At 62.7% G+C, this 24,240-nt stretch carries 26 protein-coding genes; 11 read left to right on the forward strand and 15 right to left on the reverse strand.

Annotated features, from left to right (window positions below; translation table 11 throughout):
* Positions 1 to 6: 6 nt before the first annotated feature.
* Together VMF11_07945 and VMF11_07950 are read right to left on the reverse strand one after the other, a co-directional pair.
* Complete coding sequence (locus tag VMF11_07945) at positions 7 to 468, reverse strand: SgcJ/EcaC family oxidoreductase (protein ID HTU70241.1); 462 nt, start codon at positions 466 to 468, stop codon at positions 7 to 9.
* Positions 469 to 525: 57 nt separating this feature from the next.
* Positions 526 to 1,689 (reverse strand): alanine--glyoxylate aminotransferase family protein, encoded by a 1,164-nt coding sequence (locus VMF11_07950; GenBank protein HTU70242.1) that lies wholly within the window; start codon positions 1,687 to 1,689, stop codon positions 526 to 528.
* A gap of 16 nt (positions 1,690 to 1,705) precedes the next feature.
* Here VMF11_07950 and selD point away from each other — a divergent pair, with 16 nt between their 5' ends.
* Positions 1,706 to 2,743 carry a selenide, water dikinase SelD gene (selD, locus tag VMF11_07955; GenBank protein HTU70243.1) on the forward strand — a complete coding sequence of 346 codons (1,038 nt, stop codon included), beginning with the start codon at positions 1,706 to 1,708 and terminating at the stop codon, positions 2,741 to 2,743.
* A complete protein-coding gene (locus tag VMF11_07960; protein HTU70244.1) occupies positions 2,740 to 4,113 on the forward strand; it encodes an MFS transporter in 1,374 nt (457 codons plus the stop codon). The genes selD and VMF11_07960 overlap by 4 nt, the downstream gene beginning before the upstream one ends.
* Positions 4,114 to 4,128: 15 nt before the next feature.
* Here the strand turns inward: VMF11_07960 and VMF11_07965 are convergent, their stop codons facing one another.
* Genes VMF11_07965 through VMF11_07980 form a run of 4 tightly spaced genes read right to left on the reverse strand, consistent with a single transcriptional unit; the run spans position 4,129 to position 6,107 of the window.
* Positions 4,129 to 4,842 carry a hypothetical protein gene (locus tag VMF11_07965; protein HTU70245.1) on the reverse strand — a complete coding sequence of 238 codons (714 nt, stop codon included), beginning with the start codon at positions 4,840 to 4,842 and terminating at the stop codon, positions 4,129 to 4,131.
* Positions 4,839 to 5,186 carry a hypothetical protein gene (locus tag VMF11_07970; protein HTU70246.1) on the reverse strand — a complete coding sequence of 116 codons (348 nt, stop codon included), beginning with the start codon at positions 5,184 to 5,186 and terminating at the stop codon, positions 4,839 to 4,841. Before VMF11_07970 ends, VMF11_07965 begins: the two co-directional genes overlap by 4 nt.
* Positions 5,183 to 5,422, reverse strand: a complete 240-nt coding sequence (locus tag VMF11_07975; protein ID HTU70247.1) for a hypothetical protein — start codon at positions 5,420 to 5,422, stop codon at positions 5,183 to 5,185. Before VMF11_07975 ends, VMF11_07970 begins: the two co-directional genes overlap by 4 nt.
* Positions 5,423 to 5,432: 10 nt before the next feature.
* The gene (locus VMF11_07980; protein ID HTU70248.1) at positions 5,433 to 6,107 is read right to left on the reverse strand and encodes a hypothetical protein; all 675 of its coding nucleotides are present in this window, start codon (positions 6,105 to 6,107) and stop codon (positions 5,433 to 5,435) included.
* A 176-nt stretch (positions 6,108 to 6,283) separates the two neighbouring features.
* Here VMF11_07980 and VMF11_07985 point away from each other — a divergent pair, with 176 nt between their 5' ends.
* Positions 6,284 to 6,712: a hypothetical protein gene (locus tag VMF11_07985; GenBank protein HTU70249.1), complete on the forward strand. Its 429-nt coding sequence runs from the start codon at positions 6,284 to 6,286 to the stop codon at positions 6,710 to 6,712.
* A gap of 71 nt (positions 6,713 to 6,783) precedes the next feature.
* On the forward strand, positions 6,784 to 7,431 hold the full coding sequence (locus VMF11_07990; protein ID HTU70250.1) for a DUF4336 domain-containing protein: 648 nt from the start codon (positions 6,784 to 6,786) through the stop codon (positions 7,429 to 7,431).
* Here VMF11_07990 and lon read toward each other — a convergent pair.
* Positions 7,382 to 9,850, reverse strand: a complete 2,469-nt coding sequence (gene lon, locus VMF11_07995) for an endopeptidase La (GenBank protein HTU70251.1) — start codon at positions 9,848 to 9,850, stop codon at positions 7,382 to 7,384. The genes VMF11_07990 and lon overlap by 50 nt on opposite strands.
* Before the next feature lie 2 nt (positions 9,851 to 9,852).
* Positions 9,853 to 10,242, reverse strand: a complete 390-nt coding sequence (locus VMF11_08000) for an Hsp20/alpha crystallin family protein (protein ID HTU70252.1) — start codon at positions 10,240 to 10,242, stop codon at positions 9,853 to 9,855.
* Positions 10,243 to 10,386: 144 nt separating this feature from the next.
* On the opposite strand from VMF11_08000, the gene VMF11_08005 reads away from it, so the two are divergent.
* From VMF11_08005 to VMF11_08020, 4 genes are all read left to right on the forward strand, one after another.
* Positions 10,387 to 11,439 carry an HD domain-containing phosphohydrolase gene (locus tag VMF11_08005; GenBank protein ID HTU70253.1) on the forward strand — a complete coding sequence of 351 codons (1,053 nt, stop codon included), beginning with the start codon at positions 10,387 to 10,389 and terminating at the stop codon, positions 11,437 to 11,439.
* Between the two features lie 6 nt (positions 11,440 to 11,445).
* Positions 11,446 to 12,759 carry an amino acid permease gene (locus VMF11_08010; protein ID HTU70254.1) on the forward strand — a complete coding sequence of 438 codons (1,314 nt, stop codon included), beginning with the start codon at positions 11,446 to 11,448 and terminating at the stop codon, positions 12,757 to 12,759.
* Positions 12,743 to 14,107: an amino acid permease gene (locus VMF11_08015; protein ID HTU70255.1), complete on the forward strand. Its 1,365-nt coding sequence runs from the start codon at positions 12,743 to 12,745 to the stop codon at positions 14,105 to 14,107. The genes VMF11_08010 and VMF11_08015 overlap by 17 nt, the downstream gene beginning before the upstream one ends.
* Positions 14,108 to 14,185: 78 nt before the next feature.
* Positions 14,186 to 15,178: an HD domain-containing phosphohydrolase gene (locus VMF11_08020; GenBank protein ID HTU70256.1), complete on the forward strand. Its 993-nt coding sequence runs from the start codon at positions 14,186 to 14,188 to the stop codon at positions 15,176 to 15,178.
* 95 nt (positions 15,179 to 15,273) lie between these two features.
* On the opposite strand, the gene VMF11_08025 is transcribed toward VMF11_08020, so the two are convergent.
* The 4 genes from VMF11_08025 to VMF11_08040 all read right to left on the reverse strand — a co-directional run bounded on the left by VMF11_08025 (position 15,274) and on the right by VMF11_08040 (position 19,208).
* On the reverse strand, positions 15,274 to 15,657 hold the full coding sequence (locus VMF11_08025; GenBank protein ID HTU70257.1) for a hypothetical protein: 384 nt from the start codon (positions 15,655 to 15,657) through the stop codon (positions 15,274 to 15,276).
* A 13-nt stretch (positions 15,658 to 15,670) separates the two neighbouring features.
* Complete coding sequence (locus VMF11_08030) at positions 15,671 to 16,681, reverse strand: 2-oxoacid:ferredoxin oxidoreductase subunit beta (protein HTU70258.1); 1,011 nt, start codon at positions 16,679 to 16,681, stop codon at positions 15,671 to 15,673.
* Complete coding sequence (locus tag VMF11_08035) at positions 16,678 to 18,495, reverse strand: 2-oxoacid:acceptor oxidoreductase subunit alpha (GenBank protein HTU70259.1); 1,818 nt, start codon at positions 18,493 to 18,495, stop codon at positions 16,678 to 16,680. Before VMF11_08035 ends, VMF11_08030 begins: the two co-directional genes overlap by 4 nt.
* A 68-nt stretch (positions 18,496 to 18,563) precedes the next feature.
* Entirely contained in the window at positions 18,564 to 19,208 is a 645-nt protein-coding gene (locus VMF11_08040) for a hypothetical protein (protein ID HTU70260.1), read from the reverse strand.
* A gap of 121 nt (positions 19,209 to 19,329) precedes the next feature.
* Here VMF11_08040 and VMF11_08045 point away from each other — a divergent pair, with 121 nt between their 5' ends.
* Both VMF11_08045 and VMF11_08050 read left to right on the forward strand, forming a co-directional pair.
* Positions 19,330 to 20,391 (forward strand): phosphodiester glycosidase family protein, encoded by a 1,062-nt coding sequence (locus tag VMF11_08045; GenBank protein ID HTU70261.1) that lies wholly within the window; start codon positions 19,330 to 19,332, stop codon positions 20,389 to 20,391.
* 112 nt (positions 20,392 to 20,503) lie between these two features.
* Positions 20,504 to 20,677 (forward strand): PE-PPE domain-containing protein, encoded by a 174-nt coding sequence (locus VMF11_08050; protein HTU70262.1) that lies wholly within the window; start codon positions 20,504 to 20,506, stop codon positions 20,675 to 20,677.
* Between the two features lie 112 nt (positions 20,678 to 20,789).
* Here the strand turns inward: VMF11_08050 and groL are convergent, their stop codons facing one another.
* Positions 20,790 to 22,460: a chaperonin GroEL gene (gene groL, locus VMF11_08055; GenBank protein HTU70263.1), complete on the reverse strand. Its 1,671-nt coding sequence runs from the start codon at positions 22,458 to 22,460 to the stop codon at positions 20,790 to 20,792.
* A gap of 19 nt (positions 22,461 to 22,479) precedes the next feature.
* Positions 22,480 to 22,785, reverse strand: coding sequence for a co-chaperone GroES (groES, locus tag VMF11_08060; GenBank protein ID HTU70264.1), 306 nt, complete (start codon positions 22,783 to 22,785; stop codon positions 22,480 to 22,482).
* 317 nt (positions 22,786 to 23,102) lie between these two features.
* Between groES and VMF11_08065 the strand changes: the two genes are divergently transcribed.
* Complete coding sequence (locus VMF11_08065; GenBank protein HTU70265.1) at positions 23,103 to 23,564, forward strand: hypothetical protein; 462 nt, start codon at positions 23,103 to 23,105, stop codon at positions 23,562 to 23,564.
* 346 nt (positions 23,565 to 23,910) lie between these two features.
* Here the strand turns inward: VMF11_08065 and VMF11_08070 are convergent, their stop codons facing one another.
* A complete protein-coding gene (locus tag VMF11_08070) occupies positions 23,911 to 24,204 on the reverse strand; it encodes a hypothetical protein (protein ID HTU70266.1) in 294 nt (97 codons plus the stop codon).
* Between the last annotated feature and the right edge of the window lie 36 nt (positions 24,205 to 24,240).

Consider the following 24,240-nt stretch of genomic DNA (forward strand, 5'->3'; position numbering starts at 1 on the left):
TTGACGTTAGAGATCGAGCGCTCCTTCGAGCCGGACCACGTTGAGCATGCCGCGCCGGAAATGGTCGCCGCCGGTCTGCGCAACGTGCATCATTGCCGCCAGCCAGGTACCTTCTATGCAAACGAAGACCATGTGCGCGCGTCCCCAGCGTTCGCTGATCGGCGCGCCGCTCGGGCCTTCTTCGCCCTGCAGATGCCACGACATCGTCGCGAGCGTCACGGTGTCGTCGATCGTCGTCACGTCGAGCAGGGCAAAGCGCTGCACCGCGACGCGGAAGATGGTGGCGAAGAGCGGCCGATAGAACCGTGCGATGCTCTCGCGGCCGACGAGCCGATCGCCCAGCGCGTTGATCAGGGTGCCGTGGACCGAGAACCCGTTCGCGAACGCATCGGCGTCGTGCCGGTTCCAGCTACGCTCGAGACCGGCGATTGCGGCTTCGAGCTGCCCCCGTTCGGAATAGCAAAGCATAACCCGTATTCTGCCGCCTGCGCGAGCGCCCCACCAGGGACGACCCGTACAGTCGACTCACACAGTTGCCGCGCGTGCGCCGGTGAGCGCCGCGGCCGCGGCGGCAACGCCCGCGCCCAAGCTGACGCCGGCGCCGCAGTCGGCCAGCGCCAGTTCCAGCGCGGCGATCGCTCCCAGCAAGTCGTTCTCGGCGACGTCGCCCATCGTGCCGAAGCGCACGATCTTGCCCGTCAATTCACCCTGCCCGCCGGAGATCACGACGCCGTAGCGCTCGCGCAGCGTCTTGAGCAACGTGGCGGCGTCGACGCCGTCGGGCGGATACGCAGCGACGACGGTGACCGAATGTGCGTCGGAGCGCGAGAAGATCGCGCAGCCGAGCGCCTCAAAAGCCGCGCGCACCGCGCGCGCATAGACCGCGTGGCGTTCGACGTTCGCCTCGAGACCGTCGGCATGATAGCGCTCGAGTGCGACCGCGAGCGCATAAAATTGTGAGATCGGCGGCGTCCACGGCGTCTGTCCCTTGCTCGCGAACTCGCGCGCCTTGCCCAGATCGAAGTAGAAGCGCGTGCTGCGCGCTTTGGCGATCGCATCCCACGCGCGCTCGCTGACGGCGACGACCGCAACGCCCGGCGGCGCGGCAAGCGCCTTCTGCGAGGCGGTAACGACGATGTCGTAGCCCCAGTCGTCCATCGCGAACCGCGTGGCGCCCAGGCCGCTCACCGAATCGACCACCGTGAGCGCGCCGTGCGCGCGCGTGACCGCGGCGATCGCTTCCATGTCGTTCTGCACGCCGGTCGAGGTCTCGTTGTGGGTGAGCAAGATCCCGCGGAAGCGGCGCGCGTCCTCGCGCTGGAGGCGCGCGCGCAACGCTGCCGGATCGACCGCGGCGCCCAGCGGCGTCTCGAGCACCTCGACCTCGCATCCATGCACGCGCGCGATCTCGGCCAACCGTTTTCCGAAGACGCCGACCGGGCACGAAAGCACGCGATCGCCCGGTGAAAACACGGCGGCAACCGCGGCTTCCAATCCGCCGGTACCGGAGCAGCCCAAGAAGAATACGTCACCGTCCGTGCCGAACAACGGCTTCATTCCGCGTTCCAGCCGGGCGAGCAACTCGGCGAATTCCGGACCGCGATGATTGATCATCGGCCACGCCATCGCTTCGAGCACGGGTTGCGCTACCGGAACGGGACCCGGCAGCAACAGCAGCGTCTTTCTCATCTCCGAGGAGTTCGTTATGGAAGTAGAGGCTCCGCTCAGGCTCACCGCGCTCGCTTCGTGCGGCGGATGTGCGAGCAAACTCGGCTCGGCGGAGCTTGCTTCCGTCCTCGCCGGTCTGCCCTCCACCGCGAACGATCGCGTGCTGGTCGGCTTCGGCACCGCCGACGATGCCGGCGTGTTTGCACTGCGCGAGGATCTCGCGCTGGTGCAGACGGTCGACTTCTTCACCCCGATCGTCGACGATCCGTACGACTTTGGTCTCATCGCCGCGACCAACGCGATCTCCGACGTGTATGCGATGGGCGCAACGCCGGTTTCGGCGCTCAACATCGTCGCGTTTCCGGAAGCGCTCGATCTCTCGATTCTCGCCCGAATTCTCGAAGGCGGCGCACATGTTGCGCGCGCGGCCGGCGTCGCGATCTTGGGCGGCCACACGATCAAGGACGACGAGCCGAAATACGGTATGGCGGTGAGCGGCACGATCGACCCGCGGCGCATCGTCACCAATGCCAACGCAGTGCCCGGCGACGTGCTCGTGCTCACCAAACCGCTCGGTACCGGCGTTCTGACGACGGCCGCGAAGCGCGACGCGATCCGCTATGGCGACCTGCGGCCGGCGATCGAATGGATGACGATGCTCAACGCCGGCGCAGCGTCGGCGATGCTCGCGGCGGGAGTCCATGCCGCAACCGACATCACCGGCTTCGGGCTGCTCGGCCATGCCGGCGAGCTCGCGCGCGCTTCGAGCGTGCGGCTGGTGATCGAGGCTCGCGCGGTTCCGCTCATGGACGGTGTGCTCGATTTGATTCGGCGTGACGTCGTACCGAGCGGAACGAAAAACAACGTGCGCACGCACGCGCGCTTCACCACGTTCGCGGACGACGTCGGTGACGCCGTGCGGGTCGCGCTCTCCGACGCGCAGACGTCGGGCGGCCTCCTAATCAGCATCGCGCCGGACCGGGTCGAACGGCTGTGCGCGGCGCTTCGCGCGGCAAACGCGCTCGATGCCGTAATCGGAAAAGTCGCCGAAGGCCAAGGCATCACCGTCGGGTGAAAGCGACGATCCGAGCGCACGAGCAGTACCGGTGGTACGCGCTCGCCGTCATCATGCTCGGAACCACGATGGGTACGCTCGACTCCTCGATCGCCAACGTCGCGATTCCCACGATTGCGCGCGTCTACCATCATTCGCTCGACGACGCGGAGTGGGTCGTTCTCTCCTTCATGCTCGTGACCGCGTCGACGCTGGTGCTCTTCGGGCGCCTCGGCGATATGTTCGGTCAGAAACGCATCTATCTGGCCGGATTCGCGGTCTTCGGGCTCAGCTCGCTGGCGTGCGCGCTCGCTCCCTCACTCGGTCTCCTGATCGCCACGCGCGCCGTGCAGGCACTCGGTGCGGCGATGCTCGTCTCCTCGAATCAGGCGCTGATCGTCGATACGTTTCCGTCGACCGAGCGCGGACGCGCGATCGGCTTCAACGGCGCGGCGGCCGCGGCCGGACTTTCGCTGGGCCCGATCATCGGCGGTGCAATCGTCACCTTCGGCGACTGGCGCTGGATCTTCATGATCAATGTTCCGGTCTCGATCATCGCGCTGATCGGCGCGACGCTCGTGCTCAAGCACATACGAGGCGAGAACCGCGGATTCGATCCCATCGGTGCGCTGCTTTCGATCGTCGGGCTCTTTTGCATTTCGCTGGCGCTCTCGCGCTCGCATATCTGGGGCTGGGACTCGCCGAGAACGATCGGCCTGCTCGTCTTTGGAGTCGCGGTGCTCGTGCTGTTCATCTTCGTCGAGCGGCTCGTGAAGGCGCCGACACTCGACCTCAATCTCTTCAAGATTCGTATCTTCGCCGTGTCGCTGCTTGCATCGTTGATCTACTTCATCGCCCTTTCCGGGCTGATCTTCATCGTGCCGCTCGCCGCGCAAACCGCACTTACGTACACGGCTTTCGCCGCGGGACTGTTGCTCACGCCGATCACCGCACTCAACGTCGTGCTCGCGCCGTTCGCCGGTTCGCTCTCCGATCGCGTTCCGGCTCGCTACGTCTCGACCGCAGGGGCACTCATGGTCGCGGGCGGCCTCTTCTTGCTCTCGCGTCTGCCGCCGCACCCGACCGAGTTGGAGCTGATCCGCGCGCTGATCATCACCGGCTGCGGCACCGCCGTCTTCAGCCAGCCCAATAACAGCGCAATCATGGGATCGGCGCCGGCGGCCAGGCGCGGCATCGCTGCGGCCATGCTCGCCGAGTCGCGCACGAGCGGTCAGCTGCTCGGCGTCGCGGTCGCGAGCGCGGTGTACTTCGCGAGTGCAGCCGCGCACGGCGGCGAATTCGCGCGAACGTTTGAACCGGCGACCGATTATTTCGGCTTCATCGCGTTCGTGGTGCTCGGCGTCGCGGCACTCTCGTGGGTAAGAGAATGATTGGCACCATGCACGTTAGTGGGCATACATGGCAACAAAGGCCGCTAGCGACTTCAGCAAGTACCTCGGTGGCTGCAAGATGAGCACCTCCGTCAAGTCTACCGGCGGCGGATACAAGCTTGCAAATGCTCCGGTCGACGACCATCCGGCGTTCACATCGAACGTCACTTGCCGGCTTACGCTCGCGCCGAAATCGACGCTGTAGCATGCGTCGCCGGCTTGCGCGAGCATCAAGCCCGGCGAGAGCGGAAGATTTGACAGCATCACGACGGCGCGCGAATACGGTGCCGCAAGCTGGGCAAGCTGCGCCGAGACGCTGAGCGCGACCACGTTGGCCGGATTCCCGTTGACGCTGACGGCAAGCCCAGTCGTATACGTCGTTTTCGAAGCGTTGTACACCGTGACCGCGCCGGGCAGTCCATCGGCCGGCGGATCGAGCACGCCCGAGGAATCGATCGTGCACAGCTGCCCGAGCGCTATGGGTTGGAGTTGCGCGTTTTGGAGGCGCGTCTTGTCTTGCAACGGCGTTGCCGAGAGAAATACGTTGAGCGCGTCGGGCGAGAAGACGATCGCAGTCTGAGGCAGGAAGTTCGGATTTCGATAAACGAGCACAGGCAGACCCGCGGGCGGCGCTTGGACCGCGAAAAACGCGTGGAGCGCGTAACCGTTCGCTTTGAGCTGTTGTACCGTGTCGGTGCTCATGTTGACGGTAAGCGTGTAGTCACTCACGAGATGCGCTCCCATCCGCGCTGACAATCAAAAGCGTATTGCCTCAGTCCACGCGTGACGTCGATCAGGACGCCGGACGAAAACGTGCGCGACGCCGAGCGCTCTAACGCGACGAGCGGCGTTACAAAGATCAAGAACACCCAGCTCGTCCTCCCATGCCAACGAATGCTCGTTATCGTGCTATAGCTGGTATTCGTGAACCAGTGAAAGGGTAAGCCGTCCGCGATCTCGCGAACGGCTCGGAGCCCCACTAGCGCGAATTCCTCTTCCTTGAGGCGCAAAACGCAATCGCGCGAGATGAAAACGTCGACGCCGAAGCGTTCGACCTGGGCCGGTTCGCTCAATAAACGATCTCGATACTGTTCGGGCAGTTGTTCCAGACCGTAAGCTGCTGGCCGTACACGTGATTGATGACGTTCTCTTCGTTCGGCCGGATCGGGATCGTAACGACCTGCTGCGCATTGATCTGATAGTTGACGTTCCCGTTGACGTTGTGCAGATTATCGACTTCTGCGGAGTCTTGGATGGTACCGGGAGGGAACACGAAGTTCGCTCCGGTTCCTATACGTTGACGCGGCATCGCTTTGCCCTTACTGCGAAAGCTGCAGGATCAGGAACGGGTTCATCGGGTTGTTGGCGGCGACCGCCGTTCCCCACGATTGGCCGTTGGATGACCAGCCGCCGTTGAGCACGTAGGAAACCTGGCGATTGTTGGAAGCCGTCAGGTCGATGATGAATCCCGGTCCGCTCGATTGGACGACGACGGTGCTCGTCGCGTAGGCCTTGGTGGCGAACATCAGGAAAACGCGCGCAATCGGGACGATCGACGTCACCATCTGGCCGAAGGTCGGGAAGGCGCAGAGGTTCTGATATGAGCCCCCCTGATACTGGGCAATACCGGTCGTGTATTGCCTGGTTGCCCCGTTGTAGATCTCGATCTGACCGGCGTCGCCCGTGATGACGGTGTCGAACGTTCCGGCCGAGTTGATCGGCGCTTGTTGCCCGAGCTTGATGTCGGCCACGTCGCTATCGACGATCTGACCGCCGGGAATGGGATCGACGTTCGACACGAACGCTTGGTACGATTCGGACCACTGAACCGTCGTCGTCGTGCTGAAATTGGGATCTTTGAACCATACCGTCGGCACGCCGCTTTGCGGACCTTGGACGGCTTTGAAACCGTAGAGCACGAAGCCGGCCCCTTTTAGGCCCTTGACGGTGTCCGAGTCCATTGTGAGTTGGATCGTGTAATCGTAACCCGGCACGATATTCTCTCCTGTAGAGCGTGGCGATATCGCCAATGATAGAGGTTGGGAAGCGCGGCAAAGAACGGTAGTTAGGGTAAGTTACCAAACTTCACAATCTCACTTATCTTCGTGACAGGTAACTGCGCCGAGGTGCAAAGAACACCGTTAAAGACGAAGGCATTTTGAGGTGTGAAATGATCGTCCAGCGTTACAAGCGCCGACGTGGCGTTGTCTTAACCGCGATCGGCTTCGGAAAGATCGACCGAGCCCGCGTGGAAATGGCGACCGGCCGCGAGCGAACGAAGCGGTTGACGATCGCGGAGCTCAGCGAGATGTCGTCGCTGGACGGGGCCACGATCTCTCGCGCGATTTCACGCAAGAGCGGCGTCGACCGGCAAACGCTGGAACTTCTCTTTCAGTCGCTTGCCTTGCGCTTGCAGACCGAAGATTATGAGTACGTCGCAGGCGAGATGATGGTCGGGCGCGACCCGGGTGCTCCGATTCTGATCGAGATCCGCGTCGGCGCGCAACCGGTGATTTCGCTCCTGGCGTTGACGGGAACCGAGGGGCCCGCGATCGTCATCCATCGAGGTCCGATCGCGGGCGCACAGGAACCCGATTAGGGCGTAGTCCGAATGTACTACGCGGCACGATGATGGGAGCCACCACGGGGCGTTCCGAAAGGGACAACCGTATGGTCCTGCGAGAATTTGGACCGGAGATCTGGATCGCCGACGGTCCGCCGGTCAGCGTTTTCGGTCCCTTAAAACTGCCGACGCGCATGATCGTCGTCCGGCTGGGCGACGGCTCGCTGTGGATCAACTCGCCGATCGACGCGTCGCCGGAAGAAATGCCCTCCGTCGCAAGGCTCGGGGAAGTTAGGCATCTCGTCGCGCCGACGAGCCTGCACCGGTGGCGATTAGGGGCGTGGAAAGCCCGCTTCCCGCAGGCACGGCTGTGGGCCCCGCCGGCGATTCTATCCGATGACCCACCCGCGGCCTGGGCGCGCGATCTCGATCAGACCGTCATGCGCGGAAACGCTTTTCTCGCGGAAGTCGAATTCTATCACCCGCAATCGCGAACGCTCGTCTTCGCCGATTTCATTCAAAACTATCCGCCGCAGCCGCATCGGCCGCTCCTCGACGCGCTGATCAAAATCAGCGGTGCAATGAACGGCGGCGTGCCGAACGATATCAAGCTCTCCTTCACGAACAAAGCGCTTGCGCGGCGTTCGCTGCGCAAGCTCCTCTCGTGGGATTTCGACAACCTGATCGTCGCCCACGGCGACTGCGTCACCGGCGGCGCGAAGGCAGTCGTCGAGCGCGCGTTCCGGTTTCTTTAGCGCGCTTGGCCACGCCGTTGCGGCGGCGCAGCGGCACCACGTTGCTCGCGCGTTCGTCTTCGCCGAGCGGTACGGGTGAGATCACGCGCTTACCCAGCGCATGATGCAGCACCTCGCTGATCTCTTCGACCGGCACGAAGGTCATCGTATCGCGGACTTCCTTCGGAATGTCGTCGAGATCCATCTCGTTGCGTTTCGGGTGGAGAATCTTCGTGATCCCGGCGCGCTTGGCACCGAGCACCTTCTCCTTGAGGCCGCCGATCGGCAGCACTTGTCCGGTCAGGGTGATCTCGCCCGTCATCGCCAAATTCGGATCGACCTTGAGCCCGGTGAGCATCGACGCGATCGCGGTCGCCATCGTGATGCCCGCCGAGGGGCCGTCCTTCGGCGTCGCACCCGCCGGCACGTGCACGTGGATGTCGTGCTTGGCGAAGTAGTCGTCGGCCAGTCCGAGTTCGCTCGAACGCGAGCGTAAGAACGAAACCGCGGCTTGCGCGCTCTCCTTCATCACGTCGCCGAGCTGACCGGTGAGCACGAGCTTACCCGTGCCCGGCATCGCCGAGGACTCGATGAAGACGATGTCGCCGCCGACCGGCGTCCACACCATGCCGGTCGCCACGCCGACCGAAGCGACGCGCTTTTTGACTTCGGCGAAGAAGCGCGGCTTGCTCAGGTAGTCGGAGAGATTCTCCGGACGCACGCGCGCCTTGAACCGCGGCAGCTCCGCAATTTTGCGCGCGACCTTCCGAAAGACCGTCCCGATCTCGCGTTCGAGATTGCGCACTCCGGCTTCGCGCGTGTAATCATTGATGATCGCGCGCAGCGCCGAATCGCTGATCTGGGCTTGCGTCTCCTTCAGACCGTTGGCCGCGCGCTGCTTCTTCAGCAGATAGCGTTTGGCGATCTGAAGCTTCTCGAGCTCGGTATAGCCCGAAAGTTCGATGATCTCCATCCGGTCGCGCAGCGGCGGCGAAATCGTGTCGAGCGTGTTGGCGGTGCAGATGAAGAGCACCTGACTCAGATCGAAGGGCAGGTCGAGGTAGTGATCGCGGAACGAGTTGTTCTGTTCCGGATCGAGCACTTCGAGCAGTGCCGACTGCGGATCGCCGCGGAAGTCCGCACCGACCTTGTCGATCTCGTCGATCATCATCACCGGATTCTTGGTTCCGGAGTCGCGAATCGCACGCACGATCGTCCCCGGCATCGCGCCGATGTACGTACGGCGATGGCCTCGAATCTCGGCCTCGTCGCGCACGCCGCCGACCGAGATGCGCACGAACTTGCGGCCCATCGCGCGGGCGATCGACTGCCCGAGCGAGGTCTTGCCCACGCCCGGCGGTCCGACGAAGCAAAGGATCGGGCCGGTCAGCTTCTTCTTGAGCTTGCCGACGGCCAAGTACTCGATGATCCGATCTTTGATCTTCTCGAGATCGTAGTGATCCTCGTCGAGAATCTCACGCGCTTTGCGGATGTCGATATGGTCGGGCGTTTCCGCACTCCACGGCAACTGCACCAGCCAATCGAGATACGTGCGGATGACGCTATATTCAGGGCTTGCCTGCGGAACTTTCGAGAGCCGGTCGAGTTCGCGCTCGGCCGCCTTCTTGGCGTCCTCGGGCATCTTGGCTTCGTCGATCTTTTGCCGCAGCTCGTTGGTTTCGGCTTGCTGCGGATCGACTTCGCCCAATTCTTCCTGAATCGCGCGCAACTGCTGACGCAGATAAAACTCGCGCTGATTCTTCTCCATCTCGCGCTGAATGTCGCTTTGAATCTTGTGGCCGAGTTCGACCACCTCGAGTTCCTTGGTCAGCAGCAGCGTGAGCTTGCGCATGCGGCGCGCGGTATTGCGCTCTTCGAGCAGCGCCTGCCGGTCCGCCGTCTCCAAACGCATCGTCGAGGCGACGAAGTACGTCAAGACGCTGGGATCGGTGATGTTCTGCACTTCCATCTCCATCTCGCGCGGCGCTTGCGGCAAGTAGGAGAGGAGCTTCTGGAACAAGCCGGCGAGATTGCGCTGCATCGCCAGCAGCTCTTCGTTCTCGACGGTGATGTCGGGCAGCTCGGTATACGCGGCGACCATATAGGGTTGCTCTTGCGTAAATTCTTCGATTTTGAACACGCTCTGACCGGCGACGATACAGCGAATCGTGCCGTCGGGGACTTTGAGCATTTTTTGAATGATGCCGATCGTGCCGATGCGTTGCACGTCGCCGGGGCCCGGGTTCTCGATCTCGCGATCTTTGAGCACGGTCAAGCCGATCGGCTTGCCCTCGCGCAGCGCTTCTTCGACCAGCAGAATGCCCGGCTTTTTCACGACCGCGAGCGGAATTACGGTGTTGGGGAACAGCACCGCCTCCTGCAGCGGCAGAATGCCGATCAAGTTGGCGGGCACGATTTCTTTGGCTTTGCGTTCAGCCATGTTCAGGATAACGTCCTCTTCACGATCATACGGATCTCGGTGCGCGCCGGCGGCAAATACGTCGTCGACGAGATGGGCAGCGCGATCACCAGCACGCCGTCGGCGTAGTTGGCGTTCGCATCGCCGAGCAGGTCGACCGCCACCGGCAGCCGGACGCGCTTGGCGAACGTCCCATAGGAAATCTCTTTTTGAATAAACGAGCCGCGGCGGAAGCGCACCGGTTCGGCGCGCAGGCCGGAGATCATCAGCGAACGGTCGTCGACCTCGACGCGCAGGCTCTCGGGGTCGGCGCCGGCCACCTCGACCGCCACCACGACCTGACCGCGCTCCTCGTCAACAAACACGTCCGCGTTGGGCTCAAACCCCATCCGGGGCCTCACGATGAAATCCATGGCTCCTTATGTCCCTAGATTCGCAATCTTAGCACTCAGTTGCACCTACTGCTAGCCCCCTTGCCTGCCGATCACTTCTAGTTAGAGGGCGCCCTTCGAGACACCCTGGATTTCGCCCGTCACGAGCAGGGCAAGGGAGCGGCAATGCACGTAGCCGTCGTCGACGACCAGGAGTCGTCGCTCGCTGGCTTTTCACAAATCCTACGGCGGATCGCCGAAGTCGAGCCGATCTGCTTCAAGAAAGCCTCCGATGCCCTTCACTGGGTCGGCGGCGTGGATCCAGCATTCATCGTGGTCAACAGTACCCTCGCCGACATCCCCGGCGTCGATTTCGTGCGCCGTCTGCGCTTGATCGAGGGCCGAGCGAGCACGCCGGTCATCTTCACCAGCGCAAAGGCCGACCGCGATCTGCGCCGCGCCGCCTTCGAACTCGACGTCCACGCCTTTCTTGAAAAACCGATTAATCCATCGGAGTTTCTCGTGCACGCGATGCACATCGTCGACGCTCGGCGCGAACGCGCCGACATGCAAGCCCGCTTGCAAGCGGCCGGTTCGCGTGCCTCGGCGCCGCCTTCGTCGGGTGAAGGAATCGATGCGGCTGCGCTGATCGACGCGATGCTCGACGTCGCGGTATTGCACGATCCGACGATCGTCGTCCATCACGACCTCGCCTCGCAGCTCGCGACCGCGCTCGGGCGCGAACTCAAACTCACACCGGATGAACTCGAGTTGTTGATGCAAGCCTCGCGCATCTACGATATCGGCAAGTCCGATATTCCGCAACGCATCTTGGAAAGCCGCAGCCCCGCCACGCAAGCCGACCGCATCACGATCGAGCGCCATGCCGAGGCTGGAACCCGTGTGCTCGCGGGCCGCGACGATCCGGTGATGCGCGCCGCGACCATCGTCGCGCAAACGCATCACGAACGGTACGACGGCTCGGGCTATCCGCGCAAGCTGCGCGGCTCGGCGATTCCGATCATGGGACGCATCGTCGCGGTCGCCGACACGATGAGCGCGCTCCTGCGCGCGCGCGGCGATCGGGCCGCGCTCTCGCTCGCGCAAGCGATCGAAACCATTGAGAAGGGCTCGGGAACGCTGTACGATCCGGCCGTCGTCAATGCGGTTCGCGGCAATTTAAATGAGATTTCGCGGGTGGTGCACGAAACACAGCAGCGGAGTGCACAAGCAAGCTAGCAGCGCATGTCTTTACTGAGACGGCGCCTTAACGTTTTCGATCTGACGCTGATCACGATCGGCAGCATCATCGGATCGGGGATTTTCCGCAACCCGGCGCTGGTCGCGAACCGGGCACACCTGCCCGCTCTCGCTATCGGAAGCTGGGTGGCGGGCGGGATCATCGCGGTGATCGGCGCGTTCGTCTTCGCGGAGCTGGCCGCGCGGCGGCCGGTTAGCGGCGGCCTCTACGCGTATCTGCGCGACGCCTATCATCCGGTGGTCGGGTTCGTATTCGGCTGGACGCTGCTCTTGATCGCCGACACCGGCGGCACCGCCGCCTCGGCCGTGCTCTTCTCCGGGTACCTGACGCCGCTCACCGGCATGAACATCGACACGCATCTCGTCGCCGTCGTGACGCTCGCGGTGTTGGTCGGTATCAATTGTCTGGGCGTGCGGCAGGGTGGAACGTGGCAGAACGTGCTGGTGATCTTCAAGGTTGCCGCGATCGCGGCTTTGATCGCCGCCGGACTGTTCGCGCACCCGTCCGCCGGCGTGGCGGCGACGCTGCCCGGATTCGCCTCGAACGGCGCACTGCTCGGCGCGTTCGGCATCGCGATGATTCCCGTGCTCTTCGCCTACAACGGCTTCCAGGGCGCAAGTTACATCACCGGCGAGACGATCGAACCGCAGCGCACGATCCCGCGCGGCTTGATCTACGGTGTGGTCGCGGTCATGGCGATCTACGTGTTGGTGAACATCGGCTGTCTGCGCGTGCTTGGCCCCGCTGCTCTGGCGGCGAGCAAGGTGCCGGCCTCCGACGTGATGCAGGCGGCGCTCGGTTCGATCGGCGCACGCGTGATCGCGATCGCGATCGCGCTCTCGACGCTCGGTTTCATGAGCACGCGCATGCTGGTCACGCCGCGCATCTACCATCAAATGGCAGCCGACGGCAACTTTTTCAAGCAAATCGCCTGGGTCAGTCCGCGCACGCACGTGCCGACGGTCGCGATCGTCATCGAAGGGGTGATCGCCGCGATCATCGCGATCAGTGGAACGTTCGAACAGATCGTGAACTGGGTGGTCGCGCCGGAATGGATCTTCGTCGTGCTTGCCGGCGGCGCGATCTTCATCTTTCGCAAACGCGATGGTCCCGGAACGAAACCGCCGATCAGCGTGCCGCTGCACCCGTATTCGACGATGCTCCTGATGGCGGCGCTGCTGGCGATCTTCGCCTCGCAAGTTGCTCTTTTGCCACTGGATACGCTCTACGGCACGCTGGTGATCGTGGCGGGAATCGTGTTCTATTACGCCTGGAAGCGCTTTGCGCAAAACGGCTGAACGCCCTGCGCTGCTGCGCCGGCTCGGCGTGGGCGACGCGGCGCTGATCGTCATGGGCGGCATCGTCGGCTCGGGTATCTTCGTGACGCCTTCGGTCGTCGCGCGCATCGTGCATACGCCGCTGCTCATCATGCTGAGCTGGATCGCCGGAGGCGCGGTCGCGATCATCGGCGCGGGCGTCTTCGCCGAACTCGCTGCGCGCCGGCCGCACGACGGCGGCGTCTACGCGTACCTGCGCGACGCGTATCACCCGGTGGTCGCGTTCTGCTACGGCTGGACGCTGCTCTTGATCTCGCAGAGCGGCGGCGCCGCCGCGTCGGCGGTGACGTTCGCCTTCTATCTGCCGGCGATCGTCGGCATCGGCCTGGGCGCCGCGCAGGCGACCGCGGTCGCAATCGTCGTGCTCGCGTTCTTCACCATCGTCAATTGTTTGGGCGTGCGCGAGAGCACCAGCGCACAGAACGGGTTCATGATCGCGAAGATCGTCGCGATCCTCGCGGTGATTGCGACCGGACTCTTCGCGCTCGGCCGCATCGCGACGCATCCGGCGATGGCGGCGCCGCCGGCCGGTTTCAACCCGCTGGTCGCGATCGGACTCTCGCTCGTACCGATCATGTTCAGTTACAGCGGTTGGCAAACCTCGACGTTCATGGCGGGCGAGATGCGCGAATCGAACCGCTCGCTACCGCTTGGGATACTCGTCGGCGTGCTGGGCGTGATCGTGTTGTATCTGGGGATGACGGCGGTGTGCGTCTTCGTGCTCGGACCCGATCGACTTGCAGCAACCAACACGCCGGCGTCGGACATCGTGCGTGTGGTTGCCGGCCCGCTCGGCGCAAAAATCATGGCGACGATCGTGGCGCTCTCGACGCTCGGCTTCATCGCCAACCAGATCCTCACGTCGCCGCGCGTCTATTTTCAGATGGCCGCGGACGGCACGTTCTTCAAACAACTGGCATGGATCAGCCCGCGAACCCACGTGCCGATCGTCGCCATCGTGGTGCAGGGCGCAGCCGCGATCCTCATCGCGCTCTCCGGACAGTACTTGTTGATTCTCAATTGGGTTACGAGCATCGACTACATTTTCTTCGGGTTTGCCGCGTTGGCGATCTTCATCTTCCGGCAGCGCGATCGCACTGCCGGCGCACCCGAGCCGTGGTTCCGCATGCCGTTACATCCGTGGAGCACGCTGCTCTTTCTGATAGTCGCCTGGGGCATCGTCGGCGACGTCCTCGTGAAATCGCCGACCGACACGTTCCTGGGTATCGCGGTGCTGATCACCGGAATTCCGGTCTGGTATCTCTTCGATCGCATGCGGCGCTGGTCGAACGATCGCTCGTCCGCTTGACCGCTGCTTTACGAAGCCCGGGCCAAAGGTTACCGCCCCGTTAATCCTGGGCCCGACGAAAGTGGGCACACTTAGTACATGTACCGTGTGGTGATCGTCGACGACGACGAGGCGACCCTCAAGCTCTACAGCGCCGTCATCAAGCGCGTGCAGGGCGAGCCGCCGATCGCCTTCAGCGACGCGCGCACCGCGCTGGTGGAACTGGAGAACCTGCGCGCCTCGCTCGTCATCGTGGACTATCTCATGCCGGAGATGGACGGCGTGGATTTCACACGCGCGCTCCGGCGGCAGGCGGGACATGCGCTCACGCCGGTCCTGATGCTCACCGCGCATGGCGACCAAACGCTCGGCCCGCGTGCCCTCGATGCCGGCGCCACGGCCTGTATCGAAAAGCCGCTTTCCATCAAGGATTTTTCGGCCCAGGTGCGGCGCTTTGCCACCATCCACCCGCCGAGCCGCAGCACGTTCGGTGAGGTCGTGATGCCCACCGATGAGCGCGACACGATCGAGCGGCTGCACCGCACGATGCGCACGTGCAATCGTGAGCTGGCGATCAGCGCCGAACAGGTGCGCGATCTCGCCGTCGCAATCGCCGAGCAACTGCACCTCTCACCGGTTGAGATCGAGGCGCTGCGCACGGCAACCTTGGTATACGACATCGGCATGCTCTCGGTTCCCGATCGCGTACGTTCGATGCCGTCGGCGTTGCCGCTGCGCTGGCGCAGCGTCGTCAACGGACACGTAGACGCGGGCGCGGTGATCCTCGGCGGCGCGACGCGGCCGCTGCTGCGCACGGCCGAGACGATCGCGCGCTACCACCACGAGCGCTACGACGGAACCGGCTATCCCGACGGTCTAGCCGGCGAAGACATTCCGATCTTCGCGCGTATCGTCGCGGTAGCCGACACCTTCGTCGCGCTCACCTCGGAGCGCCCGCACCGTATTGAATTTACGACCGCGAACGCGCTGGCGCAGATTCGCGGCGAGCGCAACAAGGCGTTCGATCCGGCCGTTGTCGACGCGTTCGCGCGGCTCGAAGGACGCCTCGGAGAATTCCGCCGAACCGCCTAGGGGCTCTGGTTTGGCCAGCTCTTCGTCAGCTCAGCCCTCATTTGCCATAGCAAACTTCGGACTTCGCTTCCTCGATCTGACCAAACCAGAACTCCCTAGGTCCGAGGACTACGAGCGAAGATCGGCGCGAATTGCGCGCGGATCGGCCACGCGGTGAGGAACCACAGGATCGTCGCGATGATCGCCACCGGAAATCCCTGCGGATTCATCGTCGCATGGAAGGTGAGGATGTTCGCGAGCACGGCGCCGAGCACGACGATCGCGAGCGGCACGTACTGATTGGTCAGCAGCAGGATGCCGCAGACGAACTGCACCGCGAAGACCATCACGTAGAAGTGCGAGGCGAAGAGCACGGTAAAGAATTGCAGGACCAAACCGCTGAACGGCGGCGCCGGGATGAAGTGCAGGAACCCGTTCAATCCGAAAATAGCGAAGAGCAAGCCCAATAGGATGCGGGCAACGGTCGAGACGATTTTCACGTAGCTTTCCCTCTCAAGCGGTGAAGAGTGCGTCGAAATCCGCGCGGCTGAGCCGCAGGTCGTCTTCTTTGAGGTCTTTGAGCGGCGTGCGCGTGAGCTTCTCACGCTCGCACAGATCGGGGATACCGGTATCGGCGAAGAGCAGCCCGGTGACGAACTCGCCCTGCGCGCGCGACTCGTGGATCAGCGAGAGCGCACCGATCCGGCTGGTCGCGTCGTAATCGCGGCCGACCTTGCGCAGCATGAGGTGGGAGCCGTCTTCGAGCTCGATGCTTTGCACGGTGCCCGGTTCGTAGTCGACCGTGATCTCTTCCGTTTGGCGGATGAAATCCGGCGCGTTCAGCGTGATCTCGTGATCCTTGACGTAGGCGTAGCTTTTAGTCGAGCCTTCGTGGTCGTTGAAGGTAACGCACGGGCTGATGATGTCGATGATCGCGGTGCCGCGATGCGAGAACGCGGCTTGCAGCAGAGGAACGAGCTGCTTGCCGTCGCCGGAAAACGAGCGCGCGACGAAGGTCGCGCCGAGTTCGATCGCCAGACCGCACACGTCGATCGTCGAATACTCGTTGGGCGTGCCGTTCTTGAGCGTCGAACCGACGTCGGCGGTGGCCGAGAACTGCCCTTTGGTCAACCCGTAGACGCCGTTGTTTTCGATCAGGTAGACGCAGTCGACGTTGCGTCGCACCATGTGCGCGTACTGTCCCAGGCCAATGCTCGCGGTATCGCCGTCACCGCTGATGCCGAGCACCAGCAGGTCGCGGTTGGCGAGTTTTGCGCCGGTCGCGGCCGAGGGCATGCGCCCGTGCACGCCGTTGAAGCCGTGCGCCTGTTCGACGAAGTATGCCGGCGTTTTCGACGAGCAGCCGATGCCGCTCATCTTGGCGAGCAGATGCGGTGCGACACCGTATTCGTAGAGCGCCTTGATCAGATGATTGGTGATCGAATTGTGCCCGCATCCCGCGCAGAGCGTGGTGGGCAAGCCCTTGTACACGTCGCGGGAGAGGCCGATGATGTTGACGCTCATTCTGCTACCACGGCCGGCTCGCGCTCGGCCTCCAAAAGCGGGTCGACGATCGCGTGCGCATCGATCGGCACGCCGTTGTAATGGCGGACTGACTCGATCCGCGAGACGAGATGATCGGGCAATTCCGCCCGCAGCAGACGATACAATTGGCCGTCGCGATTTTGCTCGACGACGTACACGCGCTCGTGGCGCGCGATGAACGCCGCGACGTCGGGCGCGAACGGCAGCGCACGCACGCGGAGATAATCGACGTCGAGGCCGCTCTCGTGCAGCAAGTCGCGCGCCTCGATCACGGCGTGATGCGTCGTCCCGTAAGCGAGAATGCCGATCGAACTTCCATGCTCGTCGACGATCGGCTGCGGCACGATCGTGCGTGCGGTCTCGTGCTTACGCACCAGCCGATCGAGATTGCGCTGCCACACGTCGGGCATTTCGGAATAGCGCGCTTCCTCGTCGTGCCCCGTGCCGCGCGTGAAGTAGCCGGCCGCGCCGTGCGACGTGCCCGGAAGCGTGCGATAGGGAATCCCGTCATGGTCGACGTCGCGGTAACGTCCGAACGACTCGAGTTTGTTGAGATCTTTTTCGGTCAGCACTTTGCCGCGATCGAAGGGCTTGGTGGGATACGGCAGCGCGGAAGTTAGCCAGGAATTCATCCCGAGATCGAGATCGGAGAGCACGAAGATCGGCGTTTGAAAACGATCGGCGAGATCGAAGGCCTCCATCGCCATCTCGTAGGCTTCTTGCACGGTCGCCGGCAGCAGGACGATGTGTTTGGTGTCGCCGTGCGAGAGGGTGTAGGCAAAGGAGACGTCGCCTTGCATCGTGCGCGTCGGCAGGCCGGTCGACGGCCCCGCGCGCTGCACGTCGAAAATCACCGCCGGCACCTCGGCAAAGTACCCGTACCCGGCCCATTCGGCCATCAGCGAAATGCCCGGCCCGGAGGTCGACGTCATCGCGCGCGCACCCGCCCAGCCCGCGCCGAGCACCATCCCGATGGCAGCGAGTTCATCTTCGGCCTGCACGATCGCGACGCGCCGCTCACCGGTTTCCGGATCGATGCGATATTTGTCGGCCAGCGCGATGAAGCTCTCGCAGAGCGACGATGACGGCGTGATCGGGTACCACGCCGCGACGGTGCAGCCGCCCATGATGCAGCCGAGCGCGGCCGCGCGGTTGCCGTCGAAGAACGAGCGCCCCTCGGTCTTGCCGGTCATGCGCTCGAGCACGAAGCGATCGCTCTTCGTCAGATGCTCGCGCGCATAGGTGAACCCGATGTGCGCCGCTTCGACGTTGGTCGCTGCCGCTTTGGCCTTGCGCTTGAACTGTCCGCCGATCGCCGCGTCGATATCTGCTTCGTCGATGCCGAGCAAGTGGCCCAGCACGCCGACGTAGATCATGTTGAGCAAATACTTGCGCAGCGCGCCGTCGCTGAAGTTGGCCTTGGCGAGCTCGTTGAACGGGACTGCGTAGTAGACCAAATCATCGCGTAGGCTCTCACCCGCGATTGCGTACGTCGCCTCGTGGATTACGGCGCCGCCGGCTTTGACGCCGGCGATATCGGAACGCCACGTCGCCGGGTTCAACGCGACCAGCACGTCGACGTCGCGCGTACGACACTGATAACCCTTGGAGCTGACCCGCACGTCGAACCACGTGGGCAACCCTTCGATGTTCGAAGGGAACACGTTCTTGGGCGCGACCGGGATTCCGAGGCGGAAGATGGCGTTGGTCAGGACGAGATTTGAGGACTGACTGCCCGAACCGTTGACCGTGGCAACCCGGATGGTGAAGTCGTTGATGGCCCGTTGTGGCATGGTCTTACAACGGTGCTTAGGCAGACTCACCTCCAAGACCGCTTTTTGCCGCTAGAACCGGCAAAAAATCAGCGCTTGCCCGTGCCGCTTTCCGGCAGCGCCGCCGGCCGGTCGAAGCGGTAGTTGGAAAAAGTCGCCCAGGCCATCGCGCGATAGCGCGGCATCACGATTTCCGCTTCCTCCGCTGCCGGAAGATAGTGGCCGCCGATCTGCTGCGGCGTGATCGTGAGCTTCACATGGCCGCCGTAGTTGTAGGTCCACAGAATTTGCAGCGGCCCTTCGACGGCATCGACCTTCGCGCGCGCCTCGGTGAGTTCGCTGTCCTTCGCATCGTGCATCGAGAGCGTCGTGACGCTACCCTGCGTGCCGGCCACCGCGATCGTGTAGACCGACGGCCAGGTCGAGACGTCGAGCGAATTCATCGGCATCGTTTCGAAGCCGCGTCCGAACCACGGAACATTGTCGAAGTGCACGCTGTAATCGCCGCCGCGCGTGTACGTGCCGACGCCGTGAAGAGTGAAGCGAATCCACGGAAAGGTCAGGAGCGCGATGTGCGCATCGACGTCGAACGTGTAGTGCTGCAGCGACGCATTCTCACCGGCGGCCGCAACGAGTACGGAAGGAGCGGGTGTTGCGGAAGGCGCGTATGCGGGCTTCGAGGCCGCAAAAAGAGAGAGCGCAGCCAAAAGCGTGAGCAGAGATGCGCGGACCATGGCACCGATACTTCGCCGGCTAGCGACCGACAACCTCATCGCCGCCTACTCGCCGGTGTCGAATCGGATTAGACTTCGATAAAAGTCTCAAGTACAAACTGAAAGTGTCGATCACCAAAACGTGAGGGTATTGCCACTCTTCCGCGCGTTTGCATTTGTGGCGGCCGGCTTTTTGCTTATGGCATCGCCGACCGCGATCGAAGCGCGGCGCGCACCGGCGCTCAACATCGGCACCGCCATGATCGACGGCCGTCTGGTTCGGTACGTGATCGCGCGGCTGGATCGCGTGCGGGTACGTGCCGCGCTCGGGGGGCGATTCGTCGGCGATACCGGCTGGCTCTCGCAGATCGCGAAACGCGCCCATGCGATTGCCGCCATCAATGGCGGCTTTTTTGAAGCCTACAAGCCGCTCTGGCGCAAAAACTTGGACCAAACGACGGTGATCAACGGGTCGATGGTCTTCAAAGGCGACGTCGGCAGCGTGCTCTTCTTCGATCGCGACAATCATGCGTCGATCGAGCATATCCCGTTACGGATCGAAGGCTTCCTCGAGGGCGGCCACGCGTATCCGGATTACTGGTATGCCTATTGGATCAACCGGCTGCCAACCGCCGATCACGACACGATCACGATCTTCACACCGGCCTGGGGCGCTTCGACGGATTTGGCCGGCGGTCCGCAAGTTCAGGTGGAGAACGGCTACGTGACCGAGATCAACGACGGACCTACGCGGATCCCGCGCGATGGTTACGTGATCTATTTCCGCGGCGAGCTGCGGGTGGCGCAGCGGTTCTGGGTCGGGCGGCGCGCGTCGTACGTGGTCACCGAGGAAAACGGTGCGCCGCTCGGGTCGTTCGCAAACGCATGGCAAGCGATCGGGGGAGGCCCGGAGCTCCTCGTCGACGGTGCAATTCTCGATGACCCGGCGGCGCAAGGGTTCCGCGATCCGAAGGTATTTCGCGCCGACACGCGCAGCATGGTCGGGGTGAGCGAGGATCAGTCGGAGTTGATCTTCGCGGTCGCCGACGGCACGCCGCTGCAATGCGCGCAGATCATGAAGCGCTTGGGCGCCTACGACGCGATGGGACTCGACGGCGGCGCTTCGAGCGGCCTGTGGGCCAACGGCCGCTACGTCGTCTCCCCCGGCCGCCAAATCAACAACGCACTCGTCCTAACGCGCTAACGCTGTCACCCTGAGGTGCGCTCAAAAAAGCGCCCGTAGCGCATCGGGGTGCCCAGGCGTGCTAGAATAGCCGCACAGTCGTTCCACGGACGGACACATCGTGAGGTGAATGATGAACGTTCAACCCATCAACGTCCATACGCAATACGACGGCATGGCGGACTTCCCGAGGTATCCAATAAACGTCCTGAGTGACGTCAACGCGGTGGCCGGCGTAACCGCGCAAGGCGTGGAATTCGACAAGGTCCACACCCCGACGGGCACGCGCATCGACACGCACGCATAAAAAAGGGCCCCGCATTTCGCGAGGCCCTGTGCTTTTCTAGGCGTTGCGTGAGGCCGCCGCGCGGCAGCCCACGCGACTTTAGGTCGCAAAGATTTATCTTTGCGAGCTAAAGTCACATCATGTCGTAGCCGCCCATGCCGCCGCCGGGCATTGCCGGCGCTTCTTTCTTCGGCTCGGGCTTGTCGGCGATCAGCGTCTCCGTCGTGAGGATCAGCGCGCCGATCGACGCCGCGTTTTGCAGTGCCGAGCGCGTCACCTTGAACGGCTCCACGATGCCGGCTTTGAACATGTCGACGATCTGTCCCGTCATCGCGTCGAACCCGAACGGCGAGCTCTTCTGCTTGACGTTGTTGACCTCGACCGAGCCTTCGTAGCCCGCGTTGTACGCGATCTGACGAAGCGGCTCTTCGAGCGCCTTCTTCACGATCTCGATGCCGATCTTCTCATCGGCCCACGTGTTCGCGTGACCGTTGCTCTTCGGCGCCTTTTCGATATACTTATCGATCGCCTTGACCGCATGCACGAGCGAGGAACCGCCTCCGGGGATCATGCCTTCCTGAACGGCGGCACGCGTCGCCGAGAGCGCGTCTTCGATGCGATGCTTCTTCTCTTTGAGTTCGGTCTCGGTGGCGGCACCGACTTGGATGACCGCAACGCCGCCCGAGAGCTTGGCAAGACGCTCTTGCAGCTTCTCGCGATCGAAGTCCGAATCGGTGTCCTCGATCTGCTTTTTGATCATCTCGATACGGCCTTTGATGTCGGCCTGCTTGCCGGCGCCGTCGACGATGGTCGTCTCTTCCTTGGTCACGGTCACGCGCTTGGCCTGACCGAGTTGCTCCTGCGTCGCTTTGTCGAGCTTGAGACCCAGCTCTTCCGAAATCACCGTCGCGCCGGTCAGCGTGGCGATGTCTTTGAGCATCTCCTTGCGGCGGTCGCCGAAGCCCGGCGCCTTCACTGCAACCGACGTGAACGTACCGCGCAGCTTGTTCACCACCAGCGTCGCGAGGGCTTCGCCTTCGACGTCTTCGGCGATGATCAGCAGCGGACGCTGCACCTGTACGACCTTCTCGAGCAGCGGCAGAATGTCGGCAATCGCCGAGATCTTGCGCTCGGTCACGAGAATGTACGGATTGTCGAGCACCGCTTCCATGCGCTCGCTGTCGGTCACCATGTACGGCGAGATGTAGCCCTTGTCGAACTGCATGCCGTCTTTGGTCTCGACTTCGGTCTTGAGCGTCTTCGACTCTTCGACCGTGATCACGCCGTCTTTACCGACCTTCTCCATCGCCTCGGCGATGAAATCGCCGATCTCTTTGTCGTTGGCCGAGATCGACGCGACCTGCGCGATCTTCTCTTTGGTGTCGACCTTTTGAAGGTTCGAGCCGGAGCCCATCTCTTCAACCGCAACGTCCACGGCCTTCTCGATGCCGCGCTTGATCAGCAGCGGATTCGATCCTGCGGTCACGTTGCGCAGACCTTCACGGATGATCGCTTGCGCGAGCACCGTCGCGGTGGTCGTGCCGTCGCCGGCGATGTCGTTAGTCTTCGAGGCGACTTCCTTCACGAGCTGTGCGCCCATGTTCTCGAACGTATCGGAGAGTTCGATCTCCTTGGCAATGGTCACGCCGTCGTTGGTAATCGTCGGCGAGCCGAACTTCTTGTCGAGTACGACGTTGCGGCCCTTGGGTCCAAGGGTCACTTTCACCGCATCGGCAAGCAGATTGGCGCCGCGCTCTAATGCGCGACGCGCATTTTCGTCAAATACGATTTGCTTTGCAGCCATGATTTAGTTCAAATGCTCCTTAAACGCCGGCCGGAACTTTATCGACGACGGCGAGAACGTCTTTTTCGGATACGATGAGGAATTCTTTACCGTCGATCTTCACTTCGGAACCCGAATATTTCGAGTAGATCACCCGGTCGCCGACCTTGACGCTCATCGGGAGCGTCTTGCCGTCGTCAGTGAGGCGGCCGGTGCCGACGGCACGGACCACGCCTTCTTGCGGCTTTTCTTTAGCGGTGTCCGGCAGAAAGATGCCACCCGAGCTCTTCTCGTCCTGTTCGACGTGCTCGATCACCACGCGATCGGCCAAAGGCTTGAGATTCACGTAAACCTCCAGAAAATTTGCTAGCTTGTCGTTGGCACTCGCAGCAAAGGAGTGCCAGCCCTGGCATTTTAGCAGAGTCAATCGGAGACTGCAAGCTGTTTTGGGTGGGGACTATCCCCTCATGGCGCGGTCCCCAGGGAAACGGGGTACTGTAGCGCTTGGGAGGGTGCCCCTATGCCGGGCCTTGCACTCTTCGACCGAGAGCGCTACTCTAGCCGGCCTGCCCCAACTTGACACAGATTGTGTCCCGTGCCGTTAATATGAAGCAGGCGAACGAACTCGACAAAAAGCGAACGACAAATGCAGGGAACAGAGACATGAGTACGGCCTATGCTGGGGTGCCTTGGGTGCGCCTGCATCCGCACGTCCGGCAGTCCCTGATTAACCGTCGTGCGGTGCCGCCTTCGCGCTGGCTTGAAAAAATACTGCGCGAGTTGGACGAGATCGACACCTACATTTGCGAGGATTGGGATAGTCTCGATCCGCAGGACAGGCAGTTTTTCCACGCGCTGGTGCTCGGAATGGTTCCGCGTGCGTCAATGCGCGAACGGCTTGATCGCGCCGTTTGGGAAGTGACGACGTTCTACAATATGGTCGCGCATCGCGACGAGGCCATTAGATATCTCACGGCTGTCCAGGAGATTTACGAGAAGATCAAAGAGCGCGTGGGAGCAGAGGTGTGGCGAGAGGCCCTTTCCGATGAGGAGCAGGTTGCGCGAGCGAAAAAGGGCCACGAGCAGATAAGCGCCGGAAGATTCAAAACCGCTTATAAGCCGTAGGGTGTTCAGTAGGGCTCCTGTACGAAATCAGAGTAGCCGAGGACGTCGAGGACGATTACAACAAATGCATGGTCCCCGCCGTAGAACGGCGGGTTATTCATATTCTCTCCACGCATCCACGCTGGGGATCGAGTGTCCATCGAAACCCAAATGCCGCAACGAACCCCGTTTGCTGGTGACAACATCCTTGAGGTTTTCGAGCCGCCGAAGTCGGGGAAACTCGGAAAGATATGCAGGTTCTGGTATTTTGTTGACGAGGAGGCCCGGGCCGTAAACATCGTCAATGTGTATCATCAGGATTTCGGATGGATGTAGACATCGCGCGCATCTCTTCGCGATGGTTAGCTCACTGACTCAGGGCGGCGAAGGCGCTTGAACCGGTAAAGAAGGCAAGCGCGAGCGCGCACGCCGCAACGATGAGAAAGAGCCGTGCCGTCCGCCGCGGCATCGCCACCGCGATCAGGAACAGCCCGGCCGCGAGGGCCGCGACCCCGCCGCCCAGCAGGCCGGGTTTGGCGGTCGCATGGAGTTGCGACCACAGACCGTACGCCGCCGCAACGCCGGCGAGCACGCCCAGCAACGAGGTGGAGACCCAAATGACGACCTCCGCGGGCGCGGAGGCGGGACGCTCTTTCATCATGGTGCTGCCAATCGTACCCACTTCTGCTGACAAGGA

Source organism: Candidatus Baltobacteraceae bacterium, from assembly GCA_035502855.1.
GTDB lineage: Bacteria > Vulcanimicrobiota > Vulcanimicrobiia > Vulcanimicrobiales > Vulcanimicrobiaceae > Aquilonibacter.

Excerpts from the sequence above, each read along its gene's own strand:
- lon (HTU70251.1), bottom strand. The coding sequence starts at position 9,850 with ATGGCTGAACGCAAAGCCAAAGAAATCGTGCCCGCCAACTTGATCGGC.
- VMF11_08020 (HTU70256.1), top strand. The coding sequence starts at position 14,186 with ATGTACCGTGTGGTGATCGTCGACGACGACGAGGCGACCCTCAAGCTC.
- VMF11_07945 (HTU70241.1), bottom strand. The coding sequence starts at position 468 with ATGCTTTGCTATTCCGAACGGGGGCAGCTCGAAGCCGCAATCGCCGGT.
- VMF11_08000 (HTU70252.1), bottom strand. The coding sequence starts at position 10,242 with ATGGATTTCATCGTGAGGCCCCGGATGGGGTTTGAGCCCAACGCGGAC.
- VMF11_08050 (HTU70262.1), top strand. The coding sequence starts at position 20,504 with ATGAACGTTCAACCCATCAACGTCCATACGCAATACGACGGCATGGCG.
- VMF11_07985 (HTU70249.1), top strand. The coding sequence starts at position 6,284 with ATGATCGTCCAGCGTTACAAGCGCCGACGTGGCGTTGTCTTAACCGCG.
- VMF11_08040 (HTU70260.1), bottom strand. The coding sequence starts at position 19,208 with ATGGTCCGCGCATCTCTGCTCACGCTTTTGGCTGCGCTCTCTCTTTTT.
- VMF11_08030 (HTU70258.1), bottom strand. The coding sequence starts at position 16,681 with ATGAGCGTCAACATCATCGGCCTCTCCCGCGACGTGTACAAGGGCTTG.
- groL (HTU70263.1), bottom strand. The coding sequence starts at position 22,460 with ATGGCTGCAAAGCAAATCGTATTTGACGAAAATGCGCGTCGCGCATTA.
- VMF11_08005 (HTU70253.1), top strand. The coding sequence starts at position 10,387 with ATGCACGTAGCCGTCGTCGACGACCAGGAGTCGTCGCTCGCTGGCTTT.
- VMF11_07975 (HTU70247.1), bottom strand. The coding sequence starts at position 5,422 with ATGCCGCGTCAACGTATAGGAACCGGAGCGAACTTCGTGTTCCCTCCC.
- VMF11_08070 (HTU70266.1), bottom strand. The coding sequence starts at position 24,204 with ATGATGAAAGAGCGTCCCGCCTCCGCGCCCGCGGAGGTCGTCATTTGG.
- VMF11_08035 (HTU70259.1), bottom strand. The coding sequence starts at position 18,495 with ATGCCACAACGGGCCATCAACGACTTCACCATCCGGGTTGCCACGGTC.
- VMF11_08065 (HTU70265.1), top strand. The coding sequence starts at position 23,103 with ATGAGTACGGCCTATGCTGGGGTGCCTTGGGTGCGCCTGCATCCGCAC.
- selD (HTU70243.1), top strand. The coding sequence starts at position 1,706 with ATGGAAGTAGAGGCTCCGCTCAGGCTCACCGCGCTCGCTTCGTGCGGC.
- VMF11_07950 (HTU70242.1), bottom strand. The coding sequence starts at position 1,689 with ATGAGAAAGACGCTGCTGTTGCTGCCGGGTCCCGTTCCGGTAGCGCAA.
- VMF11_08010 (HTU70254.1), top strand. The coding sequence starts at position 11,446 with ATGTCTTTACTGAGACGGCGCCTTAACGTTTTCGATCTGACGCTGATC.
- VMF11_07990 (HTU70250.1), top strand. The coding sequence starts at position 6,784 with ATGGTCCTGCGAGAATTTGGACCGGAGATCTGGATCGCCGACGGTCCG.